General features: G+C 49.4%; 17 protein-coding genes. 6 read left to right on the top strand and 11 right to left on the bottom strand.

Annotated elements, in window-relative coordinates; all coding sequences use genetic code 11:
* Positions 1 to 166 precede the first annotated feature (166 nt).
* The gene (locus HV345_RS11565; RefSeq protein WP_181636649.1) at positions 167 to 1,198 is read right to left on the bottom strand and encodes a mechanosensitive ion channel family protein; all 1,032 of its coding nucleotides are present in this window, start codon (positions 1,196 to 1,198) and stop codon (positions 167 to 169) included.
* 244 nt (positions 1,199 to 1,442) lie between these two features.
* Here HV345_RS11565 and HV345_RS11570 point away from each other — a divergent pair, with 244 nt between their 5' ends.
* Entirely contained in the window at positions 1,443 to 1,703 is a 261-nt protein-coding gene (locus tag HV345_RS11570) for a DUF2534 family protein (protein WP_003020403.1), read from the top strand.
* A gap of 48 nt (positions 1,704 to 1,751) precedes the next feature.
* On the opposite strand, the gene uspE is transcribed toward HV345_RS11570, so the two are convergent.
* The 3 genes from uspE to ogt all read right to left on the bottom strand — a co-directional run bounded on the left by uspE (position 1,752) and on the right by ogt (position 4,316).
* Positions 1,752 to 2,702: a universal stress protein UspE gene (gene uspE / locus HV345_RS11575; protein WP_016153204.1), complete on the bottom strand. Its 951-nt coding sequence runs from the start codon at positions 2,700 to 2,702 to the stop codon at positions 1,752 to 1,754.
* 151 nt (positions 2,703 to 2,853) lie between these two features.
* A complete protein-coding gene (gene fnr / locus HV345_RS11580) occupies positions 2,854 to 3,606 on the bottom strand; it encodes a fumarate/nitrate reduction transcriptional regulator Fnr (RefSeq protein WP_181636650.1) in 753 nt (250 codons plus the stop codon).
* Positions 3,607 to 3,800: 194 nt separating this feature from the next.
* On the bottom strand, positions 3,801 to 4,316 hold the full coding sequence (gene ogt, locus HV345_RS11585; protein ID WP_075848156.1) for a methylated-DNA--[protein]-cysteine S-methyltransferase: 516 nt from the start codon (positions 4,314 to 4,316) through the stop codon (positions 3,801 to 3,803).
* A gap of 213 nt (positions 4,317 to 4,529) precedes the next feature.
* Between ogt and smrA the strand changes: the two genes are divergently transcribed.
* Complete coding sequence (gene smrA / locus HV345_RS11590; protein ID WP_181636651.1) at positions 4,530 to 5,093, top strand: DNA endonuclease SmrA; 564 nt, start codon at positions 4,530 to 4,532, stop codon at positions 5,091 to 5,093.
* Positions 5,094 to 5,105: 12 nt separating this feature from the next.
* Here the strand turns inward: smrA and HV345_RS11595 are convergent, their stop codons facing one another.
* Both HV345_RS11595 and HV345_RS11600 read right to left on the bottom strand, forming a co-directional pair.
* Positions 5,106 to 6,338 (bottom strand): sensor domain-containing diguanylate cyclase, encoded by a 1,233-nt coding sequence (locus tag HV345_RS11595; RefSeq protein ID WP_019076853.1) that lies wholly within the window; start codon positions 6,336 to 6,338, stop codon positions 5,106 to 5,108.
* A 67-nt stretch (positions 6,339 to 6,405) separates the two neighbouring features.
* Complete coding sequence (locus HV345_RS11600; RefSeq protein WP_181636652.1) at positions 6,406 to 8,520, bottom strand: bifunctional diguanylate cyclase/phosphodiesterase; 2,115 nt, start codon at positions 8,518 to 8,520, stop codon at positions 6,406 to 6,408.
* Positions 8,521 to 8,930: 410 nt separating this feature from the next.
* Here HV345_RS11600 and HV345_RS11605 point away from each other — a divergent pair, with 410 nt between their 5' ends.
* The 4 genes from HV345_RS11605 (at position 8,931) to dbpA (ending at position 13,025) form a co-directional block, all read left to right on the top strand.
* Positions 8,931 to 10,040, top strand: coding sequence for a methyl-accepting chemotaxis protein (locus tag HV345_RS11605; RefSeq protein WP_094761295.1), 1,110 nt, complete (start codon positions 8,931 to 8,933; stop codon positions 10,038 to 10,040).
* Between the two features lie 156 nt (positions 10,041 to 10,196).
* Positions 10,197 to 11,180, top strand: coding sequence for a zinc transporter ZntB (gene zntB / locus HV345_RS11610; protein ID WP_016153198.1), 984 nt, complete (start codon positions 10,197 to 10,199; stop codon positions 11,178 to 11,180).
* A gap of 275 nt (positions 11,181 to 11,455) precedes the next feature.
* A complete protein-coding gene (locus HV345_RS11615) occupies positions 11,456 to 11,623 on the top strand; it encodes a hypothetical protein (RefSeq protein ID WP_016153197.1) in 168 nt (55 codons plus the stop codon).
* Between the two features lie 28 nt (positions 11,624 to 11,651).
* Positions 11,652 to 13,025 carry an ATP-dependent RNA helicase DbpA gene (dbpA, locus tag HV345_RS11620; RefSeq protein ID WP_016153196.1) on the top strand — a complete coding sequence of 458 codons (1,374 nt, stop codon included), beginning with the start codon at positions 11,652 to 11,654 and terminating at the stop codon, positions 13,023 to 13,025.
* A 49-nt stretch (positions 13,026 to 13,074) separates the two neighbouring features.
* Here dbpA and ttcA read toward each other — a convergent pair whose 3' ends face one another.
* From ttcA to nifJ, 5 genes are all read right to left on the bottom strand, one after another.
* Entirely contained in the window at positions 13,075 to 14,010 is a 936-nt protein-coding gene (gene ttcA, locus HV345_RS11625) for a tRNA 2-thiocytidine(32) synthetase TtcA (RefSeq protein WP_016156617.1), read from the bottom strand.
* A gap of 198 nt (positions 14,011 to 14,208) precedes the next feature.
* A complete protein-coding gene (gene uspF / locus HV345_RS11630) occupies positions 14,209 to 14,643 on the bottom strand; it encodes a universal stress protein UspF (RefSeq protein ID WP_016153190.1) in 435 nt (144 codons plus the stop codon).
* Between the two features lie 81 nt (positions 14,644 to 14,724).
* The gene (locus tag HV345_RS11635; protein ID WP_016153189.1) at positions 14,725 to 14,937 is read right to left on the bottom strand and encodes a KTSC domain-containing protein; all 213 of its coding nucleotides are present in this window, start codon (positions 14,935 to 14,937) and stop codon (positions 14,725 to 14,727) included.
* 145 nt (positions 14,938 to 15,082) lie between these two features.
* On the bottom strand, positions 15,083 to 16,219 hold the full coding sequence (ompC, locus tag HV345_RS11640; protein WP_047417332.1) for a porin OmpC: 1,137 nt from the start codon (positions 16,217 to 16,219) through the stop codon (positions 15,083 to 15,085).
* 367 nt (positions 16,220 to 16,586) lie between these two features.
* A complete protein-coding gene (gene nifJ / locus HV345_RS11645) occupies positions 16,587 to 20,111 on the bottom strand; it encodes a pyruvate:ferredoxin (flavodoxin) oxidoreductase (RefSeq protein ID WP_181636653.1) in 3,525 nt (1,174 codons plus the stop codon).
* Positions 20,112 to 20,285 lie beyond the last annotated feature (174 nt).

The following is a 20,285-nucleotide window of genomic DNA, read 5'->3' on the forward strand; positions in this document are numbered from 1 at the left end:
CGATGCCCGAAGTGAATCAGTTTGAGCTGATTATTGATACAGTCCCGTATCTACATGACCTGAATCCGTATATTCCAACGCTGGCGCTGGTACTGCTTTGTAATTGATATTGCCTCATTGAAATAAGTGCAGAAAAAAGACGCGGATTTCCGCGCCTTTTCTTTTGTTAGTGTGTCGATGGCGATACTTCAGGATTATCCATATACAGCGTCTGGCTGGGGAACGCAAAGTCGGCGTCGTGTGCCTTGACTATCGAAATAATCTTTAAATAAACGTCCTGCTGTACCGCAAGCCATTCCTGCCACACGGTGGTTTTCGTGAAGCAATACACCATGATATTCAGCGATGAATCGGCGAATTCATTAAAATAAACCAGCAGGGTTTGTTTCTGGTCTATTCCCGGATGGTTTTGCAGCATTTGTCTGACCGACTCGACAACGGCACTGACTTTATCAGCATCTTCATATCGTAACCCGATCACCGTTTTGATGCGGCGGTTCGTCATCCTTCCTGGGTTTTCTACGCTGATAGAGGAGAAAATCGAGTTTGGGACATATAACGGACGATGATCGAAGGTGTTTATTTTGGTCATTCGCCAGCCGATTTCCGTAACTGTACCTTCAATATTGCGGTCCGGGGAGCGGATCCAGTCGCCGATGCTAAAGGGTCTGTCGAAGTAGAGCATAATCCCTGAGAAAAAGTTGCTCAGAATGTCTTTGCCTGCCATACCTACAGCGATACCGCCGATGCCGCCGAAGGTTAACAGGCCGGATAAGCTCATTCCGAAATGTTCGCCATACAGCAAAATGATGGCAACCACGATGGTAATCTTGATGATTCGCGACAGGATCCTCGCGCTGGTGATATCTCTACCTTTATTAATCTGCGTCTTTTCAAACTGATTAATTACCAGAAAAAGTTTGATGGTAAGGATCAGCGCAATAAACGAGGTGCAGATAAAGTCGACCACGCTGGAGGAGATAAATTTCAGGCTGTAATTTTCGATAACGTTATTAGCAATACTGCCTAACGTCCCGATGATAATGGCATAGACAAGAAATTGCGCGGCATGAAATATGAATCCTTTGCAGCGACGCTCTCCACGATGATACCAGACGCTCATCAGAACCAGCGCGGCACAGCAGCTGAGAATTACCGTCAAATTAAACGCATTATTTATAAACAGTTCAGCGATCATGATTCTTCCAACAGCTCCGTGGTAGTGAAATATCTTCTGATATCCTAATCCTCGAATATTTTACTCAGTTCTGGCGGTCAGATCATTAATCCATAGGGGAGATATATAATGCAATTAGCGCTATTTTCGGCGAAATAGCGCTGGTATCCACCACTGAAAGCGGTTTATGTAGCAGACAGTCAGTTGATGTCATGGTATTGTTAGCGCAAAGTAACAAGGTTTTCATCTGCAAAAGGACAGTACTATGATCATGGCTAAGCTGAAGACAGCGAAGGGACGGAAGTTTCTGTTGTGCCTGCTTGGGGTGTTTATTATCGCAGCGTCGGTCGTGACGCGAGCGACGATCGGTGGTGTGATTGAACAGTATGACATTCCGCTATCCGACTGGACCGCTTCAATGTACGCTATTCAATCGGCAATGATTTGTGTCTACAGCATGGTGTTTACGATTCTGTTGGCTATCCCGCTGGGAATCTATTTCCTCGGCGGCGAAGAGCAACACTAAGCGTTTGTTATGCCGGATGAGATCGCCATCCGGCATTGAGTTGTGTGGTTAATCGTCTTCTTCATCATCCAGTTCAACTGGCGTCTGATATTCATCCGGCTTGATGACCAGCAGGTCGCAGCGTAGGTGATCGATAACCTGTTCAGCGGTGTTACCAAGGAACGCGGCAGAAATACCGGTACGACCGACGGTACCCAGTACTACAATACCCGCCTGCAAGTGCTCGGCTAAATCAGGAATGACCTCTTCAGGCAATCCTTTTTCAACGTGCGTCACTTTCTCATCGATACTGAATTTCTGGCGCAACGCCTTCATGGCCAGCAGATGCTGTCCACGGATCGCGTCGTTATAAACGCTGGGGTCAAACTCTGGTAGTTCAATTGCGATATTGATTGGCGTAACAGGGTAGGCGCCAACCAGATGCACTTCAGTATGGTTAACCTGTTCTGCCAGTTGCAGCGTCTCTTTGACCAGTTTTTCATTGAGCGCGTTGTGATAAGGCTCTTCACTGGCGAGGTTCACCGCAACCAGCGCTTTACCCTCTTCAGGCCATGGCTGGTCTTTAACCATCCATACCGGGCTTGGACATTTGCGCAATAAATGCCAGTCGGTAGGCGTGAAAATTACGGCTTCTAGGCGGTCGTGTTGGTGTGCCATTTTGAGGACCAGGTCATGCTGAGCACTAATGACTTCCTGGATGATGGCTTCAAAGGGACGGTTGTGCCATACCACTTTTATTTCAAGAGGGATCCCTGCTTCGATGTAGTATTTTGCTTGTTCACGGATCCATGCTGTTCGCTGGCTGATGACCCCCTGACGCATTGCCGTACGCTCATCTGGCGACAGCAGGGTAGTCATCTCGTAGGAAAAGTCATAGATTGGCAAAAAGGCTTTAATTTTGCCACCAATCCGTTGATGCAAATAAACAGCTCGCCGTAATGCTGGTTGATCGTCCTGGTTTGGATCGATGACGACCAGCATATTTTTATACATAGCCATACAGGGTCTCCTTACAACTGTCATCGCAGTTTGTAATTAAAAGAGTAACCCAATAATGTGGATTGAAACAGGGGAGAACCTCCTGCCAGATCAATAAACCGGGAAAATTTAGCGATTTGACAGAAGGATAACAGAAATGCTTGCGGAAAGATTACGCTACGTTACGCGTGTGGCCAGCAAGAACTGCCAGCGCGTCGCTATTCTCAATAGTTATGTATTTGCCTTTCACTGCCAGCATACCGCTTTTCTGGAAACGACCCAACAGGCGGCTGATGGTTTCAACCGTCAGGCCCAGGTAGTTACCGATGTCGCCGCGGGTCATGGTCAGGCGGAACTCACGAGGCGAGAATCCGCGCTGGGCAAAGCGGCGAGACAAGTTGTAGATAAAGGCCGCCAGGCGCTCTCCTGCATTTTTCTTCGACAACAGCAGGATCATATCCTGGTCGCCTTTGATTTCGCCACTCATCAGACGCATCATCTGCTGACGCAGATTCGGCATTTTTCCGGACAGGTCATCAAGGGTTTCGAAAGGAATTTCGCAAACCATTGAGGTTTCCAGCGCCTGGGCAAAGCTCGGGTGATGTCCGCTGCCGATCGCGTCAAAACCGACCAGATCACCTGCCAGATGGAAGCCGGTAATTTGCTCATCGCCTTGTTCGGTAATGGTATAGCTTTTAATCGTTCCGGAGCGGATAGCGTAGAGTGATTTAAGTTCATCACCTGCTTTAAAGAGCGTTTGCCCTTTTTGGATAGGCTTTTTGCGCTCGATGATGTTATCGAGCTGGTCAAGCTCATGCTCGTTAAGTGTGAACGGGATGCAAAGCTGGCTGATGCTGCAATCCTGGCAATGGATAGCACAACCGCCAGACTGAATGCGCCGTATAATTCGCTTTTCCGGGATCATAGGTCTGCTCAAGCCGTAATTGATATTTGTCAATTTTAACATCTTTTTGGTGAGCACGTAAGTCTGAGCTACTCCCAATAGAGAATAATTCAGGTATAACCGGAATGAATGTTTGTATCTCCTTGATTAACCGCATTTAATTTGTGGTCACATTATGCGAAAGTGTGACGAATAAGGCATTAATTGCCTGGAATCTAGAGTAGCAAATAGCCTTCGTGACGCAATAACCACTCTTTTCGCTGCACGCCGCCAGCATATCCAGTCATGGTGCCGTTACGCCCAATGACGCGATGGCAGGGGACCACAATGCTTACCGGGTTGGCGCCATTGGCCGCACCGACGGCTCTTGCAGCACCGGGGCGCCCTAACTGTTCGGCCAGTTGACCATAGTGCATGACCTGCCCACACGGGATAGTGCGTAATGCTTGCCAGACTTCACGTTGGAAAGGCGTGCCAGCCGTTGCCGTTTCCAGCGTGTCAATAATGCTGAGATTCCCGGCAAAATACTCCGACAGTTTATCGCTTAATCCGCCAGGGTTTTTGGCTGTAATGCGCTGATAACCTTCTGTGCGGTAATGAATATCCAGCAATTGTTCCATGCGATCTCGGTGCTGATCCCATTCCACCGCGCGCAGGCGAAATTGCTCATCACAAATAACCCACAGTGGGCCCAGCGGCGTGTCGATGGTGTCTTCCAGTAAGTTCAGCATCCGTTTCTCTCATTACAGCGTTCAGGCGAGGTTACACATTATCACGCCAGCAACAGTTGCAGCTATACCCCTAAAAACGGATATCTGTATGTCGTGAGTAGATCTTTTCAGCGGAGCGAGCCGGGTGAATTATTGGAAATAATCGTAAACCGTTGTCGGTATAATAGTGCGCGGTTATGATAATGCTCGTCGTAATTCGCTGGAGGAAGAAACATGAATCTTGATGATGCTTCGCTGTTTCTGGATGCTATGGGGGATGTCCAACCGCTGAAGGGCTGCGCCAATGTACACTGGCAGCCAACGCGTAATATCCGCACTCCAGCGCGTATCGATACGCTTCAACTGGATAACTTTCTCACGACGGGGTTTCTCGATATTATCCCGTTGAACGAGCCGCTGGAGTTTCGTCGCGAAGGTTTGCAGCACGGCGTGACTGACAAACTGCGAACCGGAAAATATCCGCAGCAGGCGAGCCTTAATCTCATCCGCCAGCCCGTAGAAACATGCCGCCAGATGCTATTCAGTTTTATTCTGCAGGCACAGCAAGATGGATTACGTAACGTGCTGGTGATACACGGTAAGGGGCGTGACGATAACGCTCATGCCAATATTGTTCGCAGCTATGTGGCGCGCTGGCTGACAGAATTTGATGACGTCCAGGCCTACTGCGCCGCTTTGCCGCATCACGGCGGCAGCGGGGCATGCTATGTGGCATTACGTAAAACCGCGCAGGCAAAACAGGAAAACTGGGAGCGTCACGCTAAGCGCAGCCGCTGAGCCACGTATTCATCAGGCGGCCAATACTCTGTTCCTGCCTTCGTGCTTGGCTTTGTACAACGCGTCGTCCACGCGTTTGAATAATTCATCAATACTTTCGTTCGTTTCGTGCCGCGCAACGCCAATGCTGACGGTAAAGCGGGGAAGACCAGGGAGAGTAACCTTGGCTACCGTTGCGCGGATCACTTCTGCAAGATTGAGGGCGACATCCAGCGAGGTTCGCGGCAGCAGCAGCACAAATTCTTCACCACCCCAGCGAAAAATAAGATCGTCTTTTCGTGCACAGGATTCCAGTGTGCGGGCCAGAGCGCAAAGCACTTCATCGCCTTTTAAATGACCGAAGAGATCGTTAATGCTTTTAAAACGATCGATGTCGATCAACAACAGACTGTAGTCCTGCGTCAATGATACCGCATGCGTCTGCTCCGGCTCGGTTACCTGATAAAAATGTCGGCGATTAAGTAATCCCGTTAAGGGGTCACGCAGAGCGGCATGCTCAAGCTCCTGTTCCAGCCGTTTTTGTTCGGTAATATCATGAATAATGCACAACATGAGTTTATTACCGTAAATTTCAATCGGTCCGGCGTAGGTTTGCACATGACGTGAGGTGCCGTCTGCCAGTTTATGGACAAAGTGCAAAGGCTTATGGCCGCCGGGCAGATGGGCGATTTCATGCATCACCGGCAATATATGGCGGCCCAGCATGTTGATCTCCCAGGTATGTTTCTGGCACATCACATCAAGGTTGTAACCATAAAAATTCAGGGCACTGAGGTTTGCATCAACGATCAGGCCATCGCGGGACGGATCAATCAGTAACATTGGCGCGGAGTTGGTCTGGAAAAAACGCGCATAAAAGCCCTGTTTTTTTCGTTGATAAGTTGCTGAACGGCTGGCTTTCAGACCTTGCGCAGTAGGAGTTTCAATGCCTTCGAAAAGGATAACATCCCCCACGCCCGGCAGAGATTTAATGGACAGGCGGCTAGCCAACGCGATTTCCTCACCATCGCGGTAAACCGTGAGGATCTCAACAACGTGATGATGATTGCTCAAGTCACTGAGATACATGGTTAAATCATTTTGAGAATGCGTTGAGAATATGCCCTTGCGCAGTGGGGAAAAACAGAGATCCTGCATTAGCTCACGTGCAACGATATTAGCGAACACCAGTTCTTCGGTTTGTGGCGAAACAATCCACACCGGAAAGGTTAACAAATCCAGTGAATGCAGCTCGGTTGTGCTCATCGATAATCCCGTTATCTTTATCTGCTGTGTTGCCCGTTTAATGGCGAATATTTTAGATATTACAGTCTCACAAAGTTATTGATTGTCGGTGAGACAAGGGTTGTACGACTGGCTTTTGTTTGATGCTGTTTTCTGATTGGATCAGTTCATGAATCTTATGCGCTGGCAGCGGTTTTGCAAACAGGAAACCTTGCAGCATGCTACATCCCATCTGGGTAAGAAGTAATTCCTGCTCCTGGGTTTCTATTCCTTCAGCCACCACGCGCATATTCATGGAGTGAGCTATGTCAATAATGGTAGACACAATTTTTGTATTTTTACTGTTCTCGCTAATATCTTTGACAAATATCCTGTCGATTTTTAATTCCCGTGCCGGAAGTGACTTCAACATCAATATATTTGAATAACCAGTGCCGAAATCATCAATAGAAACGGTGATCCCCAAAGCCGAAAAAGCATTCAGGATTTCAATACTGCGTTTTAAATTTTTAAGTGCAGTGCTCTCCGTGAGCTCCAGCGTGAGACCGGCAGGTGAAAGTTGGTATTGCGCCAGGGCGTTGCAAACAACATCAATAATATCATGCTGTTCAAACTGGGCGGGGGAGAGGTTAACGGCGAGCGTCCATTCTGTATTCCCTTGTAATGTCCACTGATGCAACTGCAAACATGCCTGTTGGATAACCCATTTGCCGACGGGAATAATCAGGCCCGTTTCTTCCAGCGCAGGCAGAAATTCAGCCGGTAGCAGCATGCCGCGCTCCGGATGATGCCAGCGTAATAACGCTTCAAAACCAGTCAGGGAATGATCTCCGGCGGTATATTTAGGCTGATACCATAGCTCAAACTGGTTGCGTTCAAGCGCTTGTGAAAGTTCCTGTAGAAATGTCGGCGGCGTATCAGCGATAGCTTCCATCTGGGGACTATAAATAGCCCAGCCGTTTCTGCCCGCCTGTTTGACATGATACATCGCCATATCGGCCTTCACTTTTAGCTCATGCAGTGTCGAGCCATGTTCGGGATAAATACTGCTCCCCGCACTTAACGAAACCCGAATGGTATGACCGAATAAGGTAAAGGGGTCACCGATCGCATCTGAAATTTGCGCAAGCAAGGCGGAGATAGCCTGCTGGTTGCAGTCTGGAACCAGCAGGATAAATTCATCTCCCCCCAGTCTTGCCAGCGTCATTGAATCATCAAGGCAACTGTAGATACGCTGTGTACTGGCAATCAGCAGTTGATCGCCGATGTGATGCCCCCAGGTATCGTTAACGACTTTAAAACGATCGAGGTCGATAAATACCAACGCGAAATGCTGTTGATGCAATTTGGAATGCCGCAGGCAGGCCTGTAAGCGGGTATCTATTTGCGTTCGATTAGCTAGTCCGGTCAGCGCGTCGAAGTGGACCTGATGTTCAAGCTGGCAGTTCAACTGATGCAGGTTGTCAGCCAGTCGGGAAGTGCGCAGTTGTGAATCCACCATCGAGACGACCAGCATGATACCCAAAATAATCAGCGTGACGGCGCAGACCCAGACAGAGAGTTCCAGCGTACTGAGCCCATCGTGCACAGTGTGTCCAAAATGGGTGAACGTTGCCGCTCCCATACCGGTGTAATGCATAGAAGCAATTGCCAGCGCCATAATAAGGGCAGCAATAAGTCGGTTAATCAGCACGCGACGGGTGTTTTGGCGTAAATGGAAGGCCAGCCATAAACCTACGCCAGACGCAACGACGGCAATAATTACAGAGAGAAAAATCAGCGAGCGATCCCATGAGATGGCCACATGTTCGATAATGGCATACATGCCAACGTAGTGCATCGTGACAACGCCGGCACTCAATATGCTGGTGGCAATGACCAGTCGTTTTGTTGATAACGTATTACCGGAAATAGCGATATTGATGGCGAGGGTTGCAGAAATGAGCGCAATAAAGAACGAAAACGCGGTGAGTGCTAGGTGATAATTGATCGGCATAGTCATTTTCATGGCCAGCATACCGATAAAATGCATCGACCAGATCCCCATACCCAGCGTAGCGCCGCCAGATAGCCGCCAGAAGGTAGATTCACGTTTGCTGGAGATTGCTACCTTACCCGCACTGTCGAGGGCAATAAAGGAGGCAATAAACGCGACAATAAAGGAAATCCCAATCAATACAGGGTCCCACGACACGTGCAACATCTTGCTACCTATCGAAAAAAAGCCGTGATGATAAATCTAGCAGGTTTTGTCCAGTTAACCTGATAAAACCAGGAATGTTCTTGTGTTTTTACAATGAGTATTAGAGCGAAGGGCAAGATATTGAAAATGACAAGCCATTACTTATATAAGCATTCATAAAAACTATGTTTTTGTGTGTTTTATGCTCGTCACGTGCTCGCCATCACAATAATCTGATGGTGGGGAACATTACCGCCATTGGCGGGATAAAGTGCTGAGCTATTATGAATGGCTAGTGTAATTTATTGACTTAAGTAAAAGGTCTGCTGGCTCTCATTGAAAGTTCAGCTTTCGTCACAGAGCAATGGAAATCTGTATTGCAGATGCTATAAAAATAACATCCACGTTATTTCTTGGTGCACAGGGTTAAAATGTTAAATGATATTAGCGTCAGAACCTTTATTATTTTATTTCTGCTCATTACAGCGGTTGCGCTCAATGTTGTTGAAATGATTTTTTCGGCTACCCCAGAAATTATTATTGGCACTAATGCGGTAAGCATTATTTCTATATTATGTTTGTGGTGGTACATGACGAAATATCTGGTCATGCCGATTAATACGGTTAAAAGAAGCATTGAAGAAGTAACATCCGGGAATCTGGCAATCAGTATTCCCGAATTTGGTAATAACTGTGCGGGTAGACTAATTCCTGGCATCAATAGCTTATCAAGTAATATTTCAGCACTCGTTAATGAGATCAGAACATCCTCGCAAACGGCGATGACGCTTTCTGAACAGCTGGCGGAACGCAGCGCCGAGCTTTCAGTGAAAACAGAACAGCAATCCGGAGCATTAATGCAGACGGCTGCCAACATGGATGAAATAGCGGTTAATACGCGAAATAATGCTGATAACACGCAAATAGCCAGCGCCCAGGCAACAATTGCCACGCAATGCGCCCGTCAGGGTGGCGAATTAATGGTGCAGGTTGCGACAAATATGCGTTCAATTACCGAATGCGCACAGCAAATGACAGAAATTATTACGCTGATAGATGGTATTGCATTCCAGACCAATATTCTGGCATTGAATGCTGCTGTGGAAGCTGCAAGGGCCGGTGAACATGGCAAAGGTTTTTCTGTGGTGGCCGGTGAGGTAAGAATGCTTGCACACCGCAGTGCAGATGCAGCTAAGAATATTAAGCAACTGATTGCCCAAACCCATCAAAATGTTCAGCAAGGCGCTGCTATTGTGCGTGAAGCTGAGAAAAACATGCATGATATTGTCGGGGGGGCCGGGCAATTAAACCAACTGATGGGCGAGATATTAACCACTACGCAGGAGCAGGAGAAAGGAATAATCAGAATTACCCATGCTCTGGCCGAACTGGAGAACGTCACCCAAAGTAATGCCATTATGGTTGATGAGCTTTCTGACTCCTCAGGTATCCTGAAAAATCAGGTGATTGACCTTCAATCGCGAACGCATAAATTTCGCTTAAGTCATGCGCTTGAATCAGAGAGACGCCAGCGGGCCTGAGACGGGCATCTCGTAACCAGCGCCGCATTCGTCGGCGCTTTTCTTATTATCAGATACTTTTTATGAATCATTTCAGCACAATGGGACAATGAGATATTGCTTAACATATTCTGACAGCTAGACTAACGAAAAAAGCTGAATTTTTGTGGAGGCGCTGTGGAAGCCATTAAGGGAACGGATGTTAATGTGCCGGATGCCGTGTTTGCCTGGCTGTTGGATGGCCGTGGTGGGGTGAAGCCACTGGAAGATAACGATGTTATCGACAGTCAACATCCCTGCTGGCTGCATCTTAATTATACCCATCCTGAAAGCGCGCAATGGCTGGCGACAACGCCTTTACTTCCCAATAACGTGCGTGATGCGCTGGCGGGTGAAAGCACGCGCCCACGCGTAAGCCGGGTAGGGGAAGGTACGTTGATTACGCTGCGCTGTATTAACGGCAGCACCGACGAGCGACCTGACCAACTGGTTGCGATGCGCTTATATATGGATGAACGTCTGATTGTCTCAACGCGTCAACGTAAAGTATTGGCGCTGGATGATGTGGTCAGCGATCTCCAGGAAGGCACGGGAGCGGCTGATTGTGGTAGTTGGCTGGTGGATGTTTGCGATGCACTAACCGATCATGCCAGTGAGTTTATCGAACAACTGCACGATAAGATTATCGATCTGGAAGATAACCTGCTTGATCAGCAGATTCCGCCGCGTGGTTTCCTGGCATTGCTGCGTAAGCAGTTAATTGTGATGCGCCGCTATATGGCGCCTCAACGCGATGTCTATTCCCGGCTGGCGAGCGAACGTTTTTCCTGGATGACCGACGACCATCGGCGGCGGATGCAGGATATCGCTGACAGGCTAGGGAGAGGGCTGGATGAAATAGATGCCTGTATTGCCAGGACCGGTATTATGGCGGATGAAATTGCGCAGGTTATGCAGGAGTCTCTGGCTCGCCGAACGTATACAATGTCATTGATGGCAATGGTTTTTCTTCCCAGCACATTTTTAACCGGGCTGTTTGGCGTTAACCTCGGCGGTATCCCTGGCGGTGGCTGGCAGTTTGGCTTCTCACTTTTTTGTATTCTGTTAGTGGTCCTGATTGGTGGTGTTACTTTATGGTTGCATCGTAGTAAATGGTTGTAACAACAACGTTTTTTAGTGACTTTTGCGCATGAAAACGTCCTGGTTTTTGAGCGAAGTCAATAAACCATCTACCTATTCGGGGCAATATCTCTCTCGCAGGTGAATGCAACGTCAAGCGATGGGCGTTGCGCTCCATATTGTCTTACTTCCTTTTTTGAATTACTGCATAGCACAATTGATTCGTACGACGCCGACTTAGATTAGTCGGCTTTTTTTTGCCTGCAGGAAATCAGCGTCTACCCTAAAAGAGCCAACCTGAATAACTGGAGGGGTATATGAACTGTCTGATTGCAACGCCGCACACTGATTCGCTACCGACCGACCCGGTTCCCATTCCCGATCCCATACCTCGTCCGCAGCCAATGCCGGATCCGCCACCGGATGAAGAGCCGATTAAATTGTCGCATCGCGGGCGCAGATCTGCGAGGATACGCGCCTGCTGATTGTGAGTTTTTACCGCGAGATTAAATTGTGACCGCTTTTTCAACCCTGAATGTTTTACCTGCTGCCCAACTCGAGAATCTTAACGAGCTGGGTTATCTTGAAATGACGCCTGTTCAGGCTGCTGCGTTACCGGCAATTCTGGCGGGGAAAGATGTTCGCGTGCAGGCTAAAACCGGCAGTGGCAAAACGGCGGCTTTTGGTCTTGGATTGTTACAGCATGTTGATGTCGCGCTGTTTCAGACGCAGTCCCTGGTGCTGTGCCCAACGCGCGAGCTTGCTGACCAGGTGGCGGGTGAGCTGCGTCGCTTAGCGCGCTTTCTGCCAAACACCAAGATCTTAACGTTGTGCGGTGGGCAGCCCTTTGGCGCACAACGTGACTCCCTGCAGCATGCGCCACATATTATTGTCGCCACGCCGGGGCGTTTACTCGACCATCTGCAAAAAGGCACTGTTTCTCTGGAGGCCCTGAATACGCTGGTGATGGATGAAGCCGATCGCATGCTGGATATGGGCTTTAGCGATGCGATTGATGATGTCATTCGCTTTGCGCCGGCTTCGCGTCAGACCTTACTGTTTTCTGCGACCTGGCCGGAAGCCATTGCCGCCATTAGTGGCCGGGTGCAACAAAATCCATTAACGATCGAAATTGATACCGTTGACGCGCTGCCGGCGATTGAGCAGCAGTTTTTCGAAACTTCCAGCCACGGCAAAATTGCGCTGCTGCAAAAATTGCTCAGTCAGCATCAACCTGCATCATGCGTAGTTTTTTGTAATACCAAAAAAGATTGTCAGGCCGTGTGTGACGCGCTGAATGCGGCGGGGCAAAGCGCTCTCTCACTGCATGGCGATCTTGAGCAGCGCGATCGCGATCAAACGCTGGTCCGTTTTGCCAACGGCAGCGCGCGCGTTCTGGTTGCTACCGATGTGGCCGCGCGTGGTCTGGATATTAAATCACTTGAGCTGGTGGTTAACTTCGAACTGGCGTGGGATCCGGAAGTCCACGTCCATCGTATCGGGCGTACCGCACGTGCCGGCAACAGTGGTCTGGCGATAAGCTTCTGTGCACCGGAAGAAGCGCAGCGGGCCAATATTCTTTCTGAAATGCTGCAACTGAAGCTGAACTGGCTGCCAGCTCCAGCTAACGGCCCAATCCTGCCGCTGGAAGCTGAGATGGCGACGTTATGCATTGATGGCGGTAAAAAGGCTAAAATGCGTCCCGGCGATGTTCTCGGTGCGCTGACCGGTGATATTGGTCTGGAAGGCGCCGATATCGGCAAAATTGCCGTTCATCCGGCGCATGTCTATGTCGCGGTTCGCCAGACTGTAGCGCATAAGGCATGGAAGCAATTGCAAAACGGTAAGATAAAAGGCAAGACTTGCCGGGTTCGGTTATTGAAATAACCACTCGTCGGAGCGCCTGATGGCGCTCCGCTTATCCGGTACTATCGACTTACTTCACTTCCACGACGTTCAGGCGCAGCTCATCCAGTTGAGCATCATCTTCTTCTGGCTGCCAGCCCGCAGGCTGCAACGGAATCTCTTCACGATCGAACGCTAAATCACCGCCGTCCACAACCTCTGAACCGTGCCTGATGCCTTTAAAATCGAACAGATTGATATCGCTCAGATGTGAAGGTACAACGTTCTGCATTGCGCTGAACATGGTTTCAATACGCCCTGGATAGCGTTTGTCCCAGTCGCGCAGCATATCGGCAATGACCTGACGCTGCAGGTTAGGCTGTGAGCCGCACAGATTACATGGAATAATCGGGAAACCTTTCGCTTCGGAGAAACGCTCGATATCTTTCTCACGGCAGTAAGCCAGCGGACGGATAACGATATGTTTACCGTCATCGCTCATCAACTTCGGCGGCATACCTTTCATCTTCCCGCCGTAGAACATGTTTAAAAACAGCGTTTGCAGGATGTCGTCGCGATGGTGACCGAGCGCAATCTTGGTGGCGCCTAACTCAGTTGCCGTGCGGTACAGAATGCCGCGACGCAGGCGAGAACAGAGCGAGCAGGTCGTTTTACCTTCAGGGATTTTATCTTTGACGATCCCGTAGGTGTTTTCTTCGACAATCTTATACTCCACGCCCAGTTGTTCCAGATATTCCGGCAGAATATGCTCCGGGAAGCCAGGTTGTTTCTGATCGAGGTTAACCGCAACTAAGGAAAAACTGATCGGGGCGCTTTGCTGCAAATTACGCAGGATCTCCAGCATGGTATAGCTGTCTTTCCCCCCGGAAAGGCACACCATAATGCGATCGCCGTCTTCGATCATATTGAAGTCGGCAATGGCTTCGCCCACGTTACGGCGCAGACGTTTTTGCAATTTGTTCAGGTTGTATTGTTCTTTCTTACTAATATCTTGATTTTGCGACATTTAATAGAGGCTCAATTCATAGTGTGGCATCAGAAGAGTATGCATCACGCCGGATAGTCCGGCAAAAGAAGTCTGATATAAAAACTGTGGCGTGTATGGTACGGATAAGCGGGAAAAATGTCAGCACATTTAGGACAGGAATCGTGGGGTATAAGAGGTAGAAACAAAAAGCCCGCAGCGATGTGCGGGCCAGACAGCTTAGCGGACTACCAGTACCGAACACTCCGCATGACGCACCACGGCTGCGGCGTTAGACCCCAGCAGGTAGGTAGTGATGTCAGGTCGATGTGAGGCAATAATGACCATATCAGCCGGTAATTTTTTGGCCATCTCCAGAATCTTATCTTTTGGCGCACCTTCTGTGACATGAACGTGCACTCTGTCCGTTGGGATATTGAACTTCTTGATAATCTCTTCCAGTTGAGATTTTGCTTCGGCTTTCAGATCTTCCATGGCCGGTAACTCTGCCGAGTAGGCCAATCCCAGGGAAGCATAGTAGGGTAGTGACGGAATTACGGTCAAAAAATGAACCTGTGCATCGTCAATTTTTGCCTCTGCTTCAACATGGGCAATAACACGTTGAGTTAATTCTGAGTCTGAAATATCGATGGGTACAAGAATCGTTCTGTTCATAAAACCTCCTGTTTAAGTATCCACCCAAAGCTTACCGCGTAATGGCACTTTATGTACAATGACAAAGATCACATTTTGGCATCACTTTATTTTTATTTCAGGAAACTTTCCTTTTATTACTCCATCGTAAAATCGACCTTTAGAAACGACGCTCAGGAAATCACGAAAAATACGAGCAGGGACATGCTGATATTGCAGAGTAGACAACTGGTGAAAGCGAATTTCTAGCGTGCGGGAGGATTCGTCATAGCCGACGGATGCAATACGGGATGATTTTACAGGATGATGATTCATTGCAGGTATCCTCTACTACAGGTCTTAATGCAAGATATCATCTATCAGAGATGTGTTTTAGCGCAACAGATATAATGTTTTGATCTGGATAAAACAGAATTGTTAGAACATAAAGAGAGCCCGCTGTTGCCAGCGGGCTGACGGATTAGAACTGGTAAACCATACCCAGTGCTACTACGTCATCGGTAGAGATGCCGTTGTTAGCGTAGAAGCTATCGTCTTCGTCCAGCAGGTTGATTTTGTAATCAACGTAGGTAGACATGTTTTTGTTGAAGTAGTAAGTCGCACCTACGTCAGCATATTTAACCAGATCTTTGTCGCCATCGACATTGTTCAGATCTTTACCTTTAGACATCAGGAAAGACACTGCCGGACGCAGACCGAAGTCAAACTGGTACTGAGCAGTAACTTCAAAGTTTTGAGTTTTGTTTGCAATGCCACCGCCGTTATCACTATCCGTGCTTCCAAACGGAGTCATGTTGCGGGTTTCAGAATACATGGTTGCCAGATAGATGTTATTTGCATCGTATTTCAGACCCGCAGTCCAAGCGTCAGCTTTGTCACCGCCTGCATACTGACCAAGAGCATTACCTGCACTGACTTGTTCATTCGTACGGTCAGATGATGCGTATGCCACGCCAGCGCTGAAGCCCTTACCAAAGTCATAAGTGGTGGAAATACCAAAGCCGTCGCCGTTTTCATGACGAACATCGCGACCGTTATTGGTGCCTTCCTGACCATTAGAAGCACCTTCATTGTTACCCTGATACTGTAGGGCAAAGTTCAGACCGTTAACCAGACCGAAGAAATCAGTATTACGGTAGGTTGCCACACCGTTAGCACGACCTGTCATAAAGTTATCGGCGTTGGTGTAAGAGTCGCCACCAAATTCCGGCAGCATATCAGTCCAGCCTTCCACGTCGTACAGAACGCCGTAGTTACGGCCGTAGTCGAATGAGCCGTAGTCGCCAAATTTCAGGCCAGCAAATGCCAGACGGGTCCAGGACTGATTCTCTGAAGATTCAGTATTGTTAGCTTGAACGTTGTATTCCCACTGACCGTAACCAGTCAGTTGGTCGTTAATCTGAGTTTCGCCTTTGAAGCCCAGACGAACATAAGACTGATCACCATCTTTGGAAGAATCATCAGAGAAATAATGCAGGCCGTCTACTTTGCCATAGAGATCTAATTTGTTGCCGTCTTTATTATAAACTTCAGCCGCGTGAGCAGCGCCTGCAGCCAGCAGGGCAGGAATTACGAGAGCCAGTACTTTTCTGTTCATTGAAATAATCCTTTAGTTTTTTTATTAACCTGTGACTACCCATGTAGGGAGTAAAAGCATGCTAAAGGAGAAGTTCCGTAAAGGGATAAATATGAATTGTTACGCCTTAAGTAAAACCTTAAATAAATAATTCTACGGAAATGATGATAGTTGTGGTGAATGTATTGGTGACAAATATATAAAATAAAAATTATACAAGTGAAGTGTGTTGGGCTATTCTGCGCGTGTTATATGCCTTTATTGTCACGTTTTATTTTTCGTTGACGTATTGATAGCTATTATTAATTAGCCAGCGAATAAATTGACAAGCCCGAACAACTGTTCGGGCTTTTTTTTTGGGTTCCAGGTTAATACTGAGATAAACGCATTACTCGGTACCGCTCTTTTCCGCTTTTCCTGCCAACTGCGCAAGGAAGTCGTAGCGTTTTTGCAGATCGGCTGCGGCGTCTTTCCAGAGCTGTTCTGCGACTTCTGGCTGTTGGGCGTTCAGGCGACGGAAGCGCTGCTCGTTAAGCAATGTTTCGGCCAGGGCGTCAGACGGTGGGCGAGAGTCCAGCGCCAGCGGCAGCTTACCTTCATCTGCTCGACGTGGATCAAAGCGGTACAGCGGCCAGAACCCGGTTGCCGTGAGCTGACGCATCTGATCATGGCTTAGTGCGAGATCGTAACCATGCTCTTCACATGGGCTATACGCGATAATCAGCGACGGACCTGGATAGGCCTCCGCTTCCTGGATAGCTTTCACCGTCTGGTTCAACTGCGCGCCCAGAGAGATTTGTGCAACATACACGTGCCCGTACATCATCATACTGACGCCAAGATCTTTGCGAGCTTTGCGCTTGCCATGCTCACCAAATTTAGTGACGGCCCCGAGCGGCGTAGCTTTCGACGCTTGTCCGCCTGTATTGGAGTAACACTGGGTATCCAGAACCAGAATATTGACGTTCTCGGTCAGGCTCAGGACGTGATCCAGTCCCCCAAAACCAATATCGTAAGCCCAGCCATCACCGCCAATCAGCCAGATAGATTTCTCGACCAGCGCATCGGCATCGGTTAACAACTGCTGTGCGCCGTCGACATCTTTCAGGTGCTGGCGCAGTGCTGCAACTTGCTCACGGCGCACCTCTGGCGTAGCTTCAGCGTGCAGGGCGTCATTCAGTTCAGCCGGAATGTTATCAGCAAACTGTTCCACTAAACGCATGACGCGTACACGGTGCTGATCCACCGTCAGGCGGAAGCCCAGCCCAAACTCGGCGTTATCCTCAAACAGGGAGTTTGCCCACGCAGGCCCGCGACCATTGGCGTCGGTGGTATAAGGCGTTGAGGGCAGGTTACCGCCATAAATTGATGAACAACCGGTCGCATTGGCAATCAGCATACGGTCGCCGTACAACTGCGTAAGCAATTTGATATACGGCGTTTCACCACAGCCAGAGCAGGCCCCAGAGTACTCAAACAGCGGTGTTATCAACTGCGAGGTACGAATATCAATGCGTTCCAGTTTAGTGCGATCGATTTCCGGCAGATTGAGGAAGTAGTCATAGTTAACTTTTTCTTCTTCCACGTGCTCAAGGCGCGACATCATATTGATGGCCTTGATCTCCGGGTTCTGGCGATCTTTCGCCGGGCATACTTCGACGCACAGATTACACCCGGTGCAATCCTCTGGCGCAACCTGCAGGACATATTTCTGACCGCGCATATCGCGTGATTTCACGTCCAGAGAATGCAGGCTGGCAGGGGCATTTTCCATCGCTTCTGGTGAAACCACTTTGGCGCGGATAGCCGAGTGCGGGCAGGCGGCTACGCAGTGGTTGCACTGGGTACACAGCTCTTCTTTCCAGATGGGGATCTCTTCAGCGATATTGCGTTTTTCCCAACGCGTGGTGCCCATCGGCCAGGTGCCGTCTGGCGGCAGCGCTGAAACGGGGAGGGCATCGCCCAGACCGGCGAGCATCGCCGCGGTGACGGTTTTCACGAAATCAGGTGCGGCATCAGAAACCACCGGTGGGCGATTAGCGCTATGTGGATCAACTGGCTGAAGCGCCACTTCGGCGATGGATTCACGCGCCAGGGCCAGCGCCTGCCAGTTACGTTCAACCAGATCCTGCCCTTTACTGCTATAGCTTTTCGCAATCGCACCCTGCAATTCAGCCAGAGCGCTGTCGCCTGGTAAGATTTGCGTCAGATGGAAGAACGCCATCTGCATAACGGTGTTAATACGTGCAGCCAGACCGCACTCGCGGGCGATTTTGGCCGCATTAATCACGTAGAAACGCGCTTTCTTCTGATTCAGAACAGCCTGAACTTCCTGCGGCAGACGTGTCCAGACTTCATCTACACTGTACGGGGTATTAAGCAGGAATATACCGCCAGGTTTCAGGCGCTCAGCCATCTGATACTTATCGATAAATTGCAACTGGTGACAACCAACAAAATCGGCTTGCGACACCAGATACGCTGAGCGAATAGGTTGTTCACTAACGCGCAGGTGAGAAACCGTCAGACCGCCTGCTTTTTTCGAGTCATAGACGAAATAACCCTGCGCATACCACGGCGTAGAGTTACCGATAATCTTGATGTTGTTTTTGGTGGCCGACACGCTACCGTCACTGCCCAGCCCGTAAAACAGTGCCTCGAGCTTCGCGGTACCGGGCAGGGTGTTTTCCGGTAACGGTAGCGACAAGTTGGTGACATCATCATAGATACCGACCGTAAAGCGAGATTTCGGCTTCGCGCTACTCAGCTCATTAAAGACCGCCATGACGCAGTCCGGGCCAAACTCTTTAGAAGAAAGTCCATAACGCCCGCCAATCACGCGCGGTAGCGTTTCTCGTTCGCCGCAGTTAAAGGCTTCCGCCAGCGCGGTCATTACATCCAGATACAACGGTTCAGCTTGCGCGCCGGGCTCTTTGGTGCGATCCAGGACGGCGATGCTCCGTACCGTTTCCGGCAGGGCGCGCAGTAAATGTCTGGCAGAGAATGGGCGGAACAGACGCACTTTCAGAACGCCAACTTTCTCGCCGCGTGCCAGCAGCTCTTCGACGACTTCTTCACTGGTTCCAATCGCCGAGCCCATCAAAATAATGACGCGTTCTGCCTGCGGATGACCGTAGTATTCAAATGGCTGGTACTGACGGCCCGTCGCAGCAGCGAAATCGTTCATCGCCTGTTCTACGTGATCGTAAACCGCGTTGTACCACGGGTTTGTTGCTTCGCGTGACTGGAAGTAGGTGTCTGGGTTCGCAGACGTACCGCGAATAACCGGATGCTCCGGGTTGAGCGCGCGCGCGCGATGAGCATCGATTTCCGCCTGCGGCATCAGCCCGAGGATTGTGTCATCGGCCAGCGGCACTATTTTATTAATTTCATGCGATGTGCGAAAACCATCAAAGAAATGAATAAACGGGACCCGGCTTTTCAGGGTGGCCATTTGCGAAATTAGCGCAAAGTCTTGTGCTTCCTGAACGCTGCTGGCGCACAGCATTGCGCATCCCGTCTGGCGCACCGCCATCACGTCGGAATGATCGCCAAAGATGGATAATGCGTGAGTGGCAATCGTACGCGCCGCAACGTGCAGCACAAACGGAGTCAACTGACCAGCCAGTTTGTACAGCGTCGGGATCATCAGCAACAGGCCCTGCGATGAAGTAAACGACGTAGAGAGCGCACCGGTCTGCAACGCGCCGTGAACGGTCGCTATCGCACCGCCTTCCGACTGCATTTCTACGACACGAGGGGTATCCCCCCACACGTTTTTAAGCCCGTTCCCGGCCCAGGCATCCGCCTGTTCAGCCATCGTCGAACTGGGCGTAATCGGGTAGATGGCGATAACCTCGCTGGTACGAAATGCGACCGAAGCAACCGCACCATTACCGTCAATTGTGATCATACTGACACCCTTACATTGCGCAAAAAAAGGGACACGCGTAACAGCGGCGAATCCTGTAGTTATCCTTTTAGTTTAGCAAAAGCGCTAAAGACAGATTTTCGCTTTTGTGTCCCCCGAATAAACAGAATGAATGGTTTGATCAAAGGAGCAGCCAAAAAATTGCCAGAAAATGTA

Origin of the sequence: Citrobacter sp. RHBSTW-00986 (genome assembly GCF_013783065.1) — a bacterium.
GTDB lineage: Bacteria > Pseudomonadota > Gammaproteobacteria > Enterobacterales > Enterobacteriaceae > Citrobacter > Citrobacter braakii.

What these genes read in the sequence shown, in the direction of transcription:
- HV345_RS11565 (WP_181636649.1), bottom strand. Translation starts at nt 1,198, where the DNA reads ATGATCGCTGAACTGTTTATAAATAATGCGTTTAATTTGACGGTAATT.
- HV345_RS11570 (WP_003020403.1), top strand. Translation starts at nt 1,443, where the DNA reads ATGATCATGGCTAAGCTGAAGACAGCGAAGGGACGGAAGTTTCTGTTG.
- uspE (WP_016153204.1), bottom strand. Translation starts at nt 2,702, where the DNA reads ATGGCTATGTATAAAAATATGCTGGTCGTCATCGATCCAAACCAGGAC.
- fnr (WP_181636650.1), bottom strand. Translation starts at nt 3,606, where the DNA reads ATGATCCCGGAAAAGCGAATTATACGGCGCATTCAGTCTGGCGGTTGT.
- ogt (WP_075848156.1), bottom strand. Translation starts at nt 4,316, where the DNA reads ATGCTGAACTTACTGGAAGACACCATCGACACGCCGCTGGGCCCACTG.
- smrA (WP_181636651.1), top strand. Translation starts at nt 4,530, where the DNA reads ATGAATCTTGATGATGCTTCGCTGTTTCTGGATGCTATGGGGGATGTC.
- HV345_RS11595 (WP_019076853.1), bottom strand. Translation starts at nt 6,338, where the DNA reads ATGAGCACAACCGAGCTGCATTCACTGGATTTGTTAACCTTTCCGGTG.
- HV345_RS11600 (WP_181636652.1), bottom strand. Translation starts at nt 8,520, where the DNA reads ATGTTGCACGTGTCGTGGGACCCTGTATTGATTGGGATTTCCTTTATT.
- HV345_RS11605 (WP_094761295.1), top strand. Translation starts at nt 8,931, where the DNA reads ATGTTAAATGATATTAGCGTCAGAACCTTTATTATTTTATTTCTGCTC.
- HV345_RS11615 (WP_016153197.1), top strand. Translation starts at nt 11,456, where the DNA reads ATGAACTGTCTGATTGCAACGCCGCACACTGATTCGCTACCGACCGAC.
- ttcA (WP_016156617.1), bottom strand. Translation starts at nt 14,010, where the DNA reads ATGTCGCAAAATCAAGATATTAGTAAGAAAGAACAATACAACCTGAAC.
- uspF (WP_016153190.1), bottom strand. Translation starts at nt 14,643, where the DNA reads ATGAACAGAACGATTCTTGTACCCATCGATATTTCAGACTCAGAATTA.
- HV345_RS11635 (WP_016153189.1), bottom strand. Translation starts at nt 14,937, where the DNA reads ATGAATCATCATCCTGTAAAATCATCCCGTATTGCATCCGTCGGCTAT.
- ompC (WP_047417332.1), bottom strand. Translation starts at nt 16,219, where the DNA reads ATGAACAGAAAAGTACTGGCTCTCGTAATTCCTGCCCTGCTGGCTGCA.
- nifJ (WP_181636653.1), bottom strand. Translation starts at nt 20,111, where the DNA reads ATGATCACAATTGACGGTAATGGTGCGGTTGCTTCGGTCGCATTTCGT.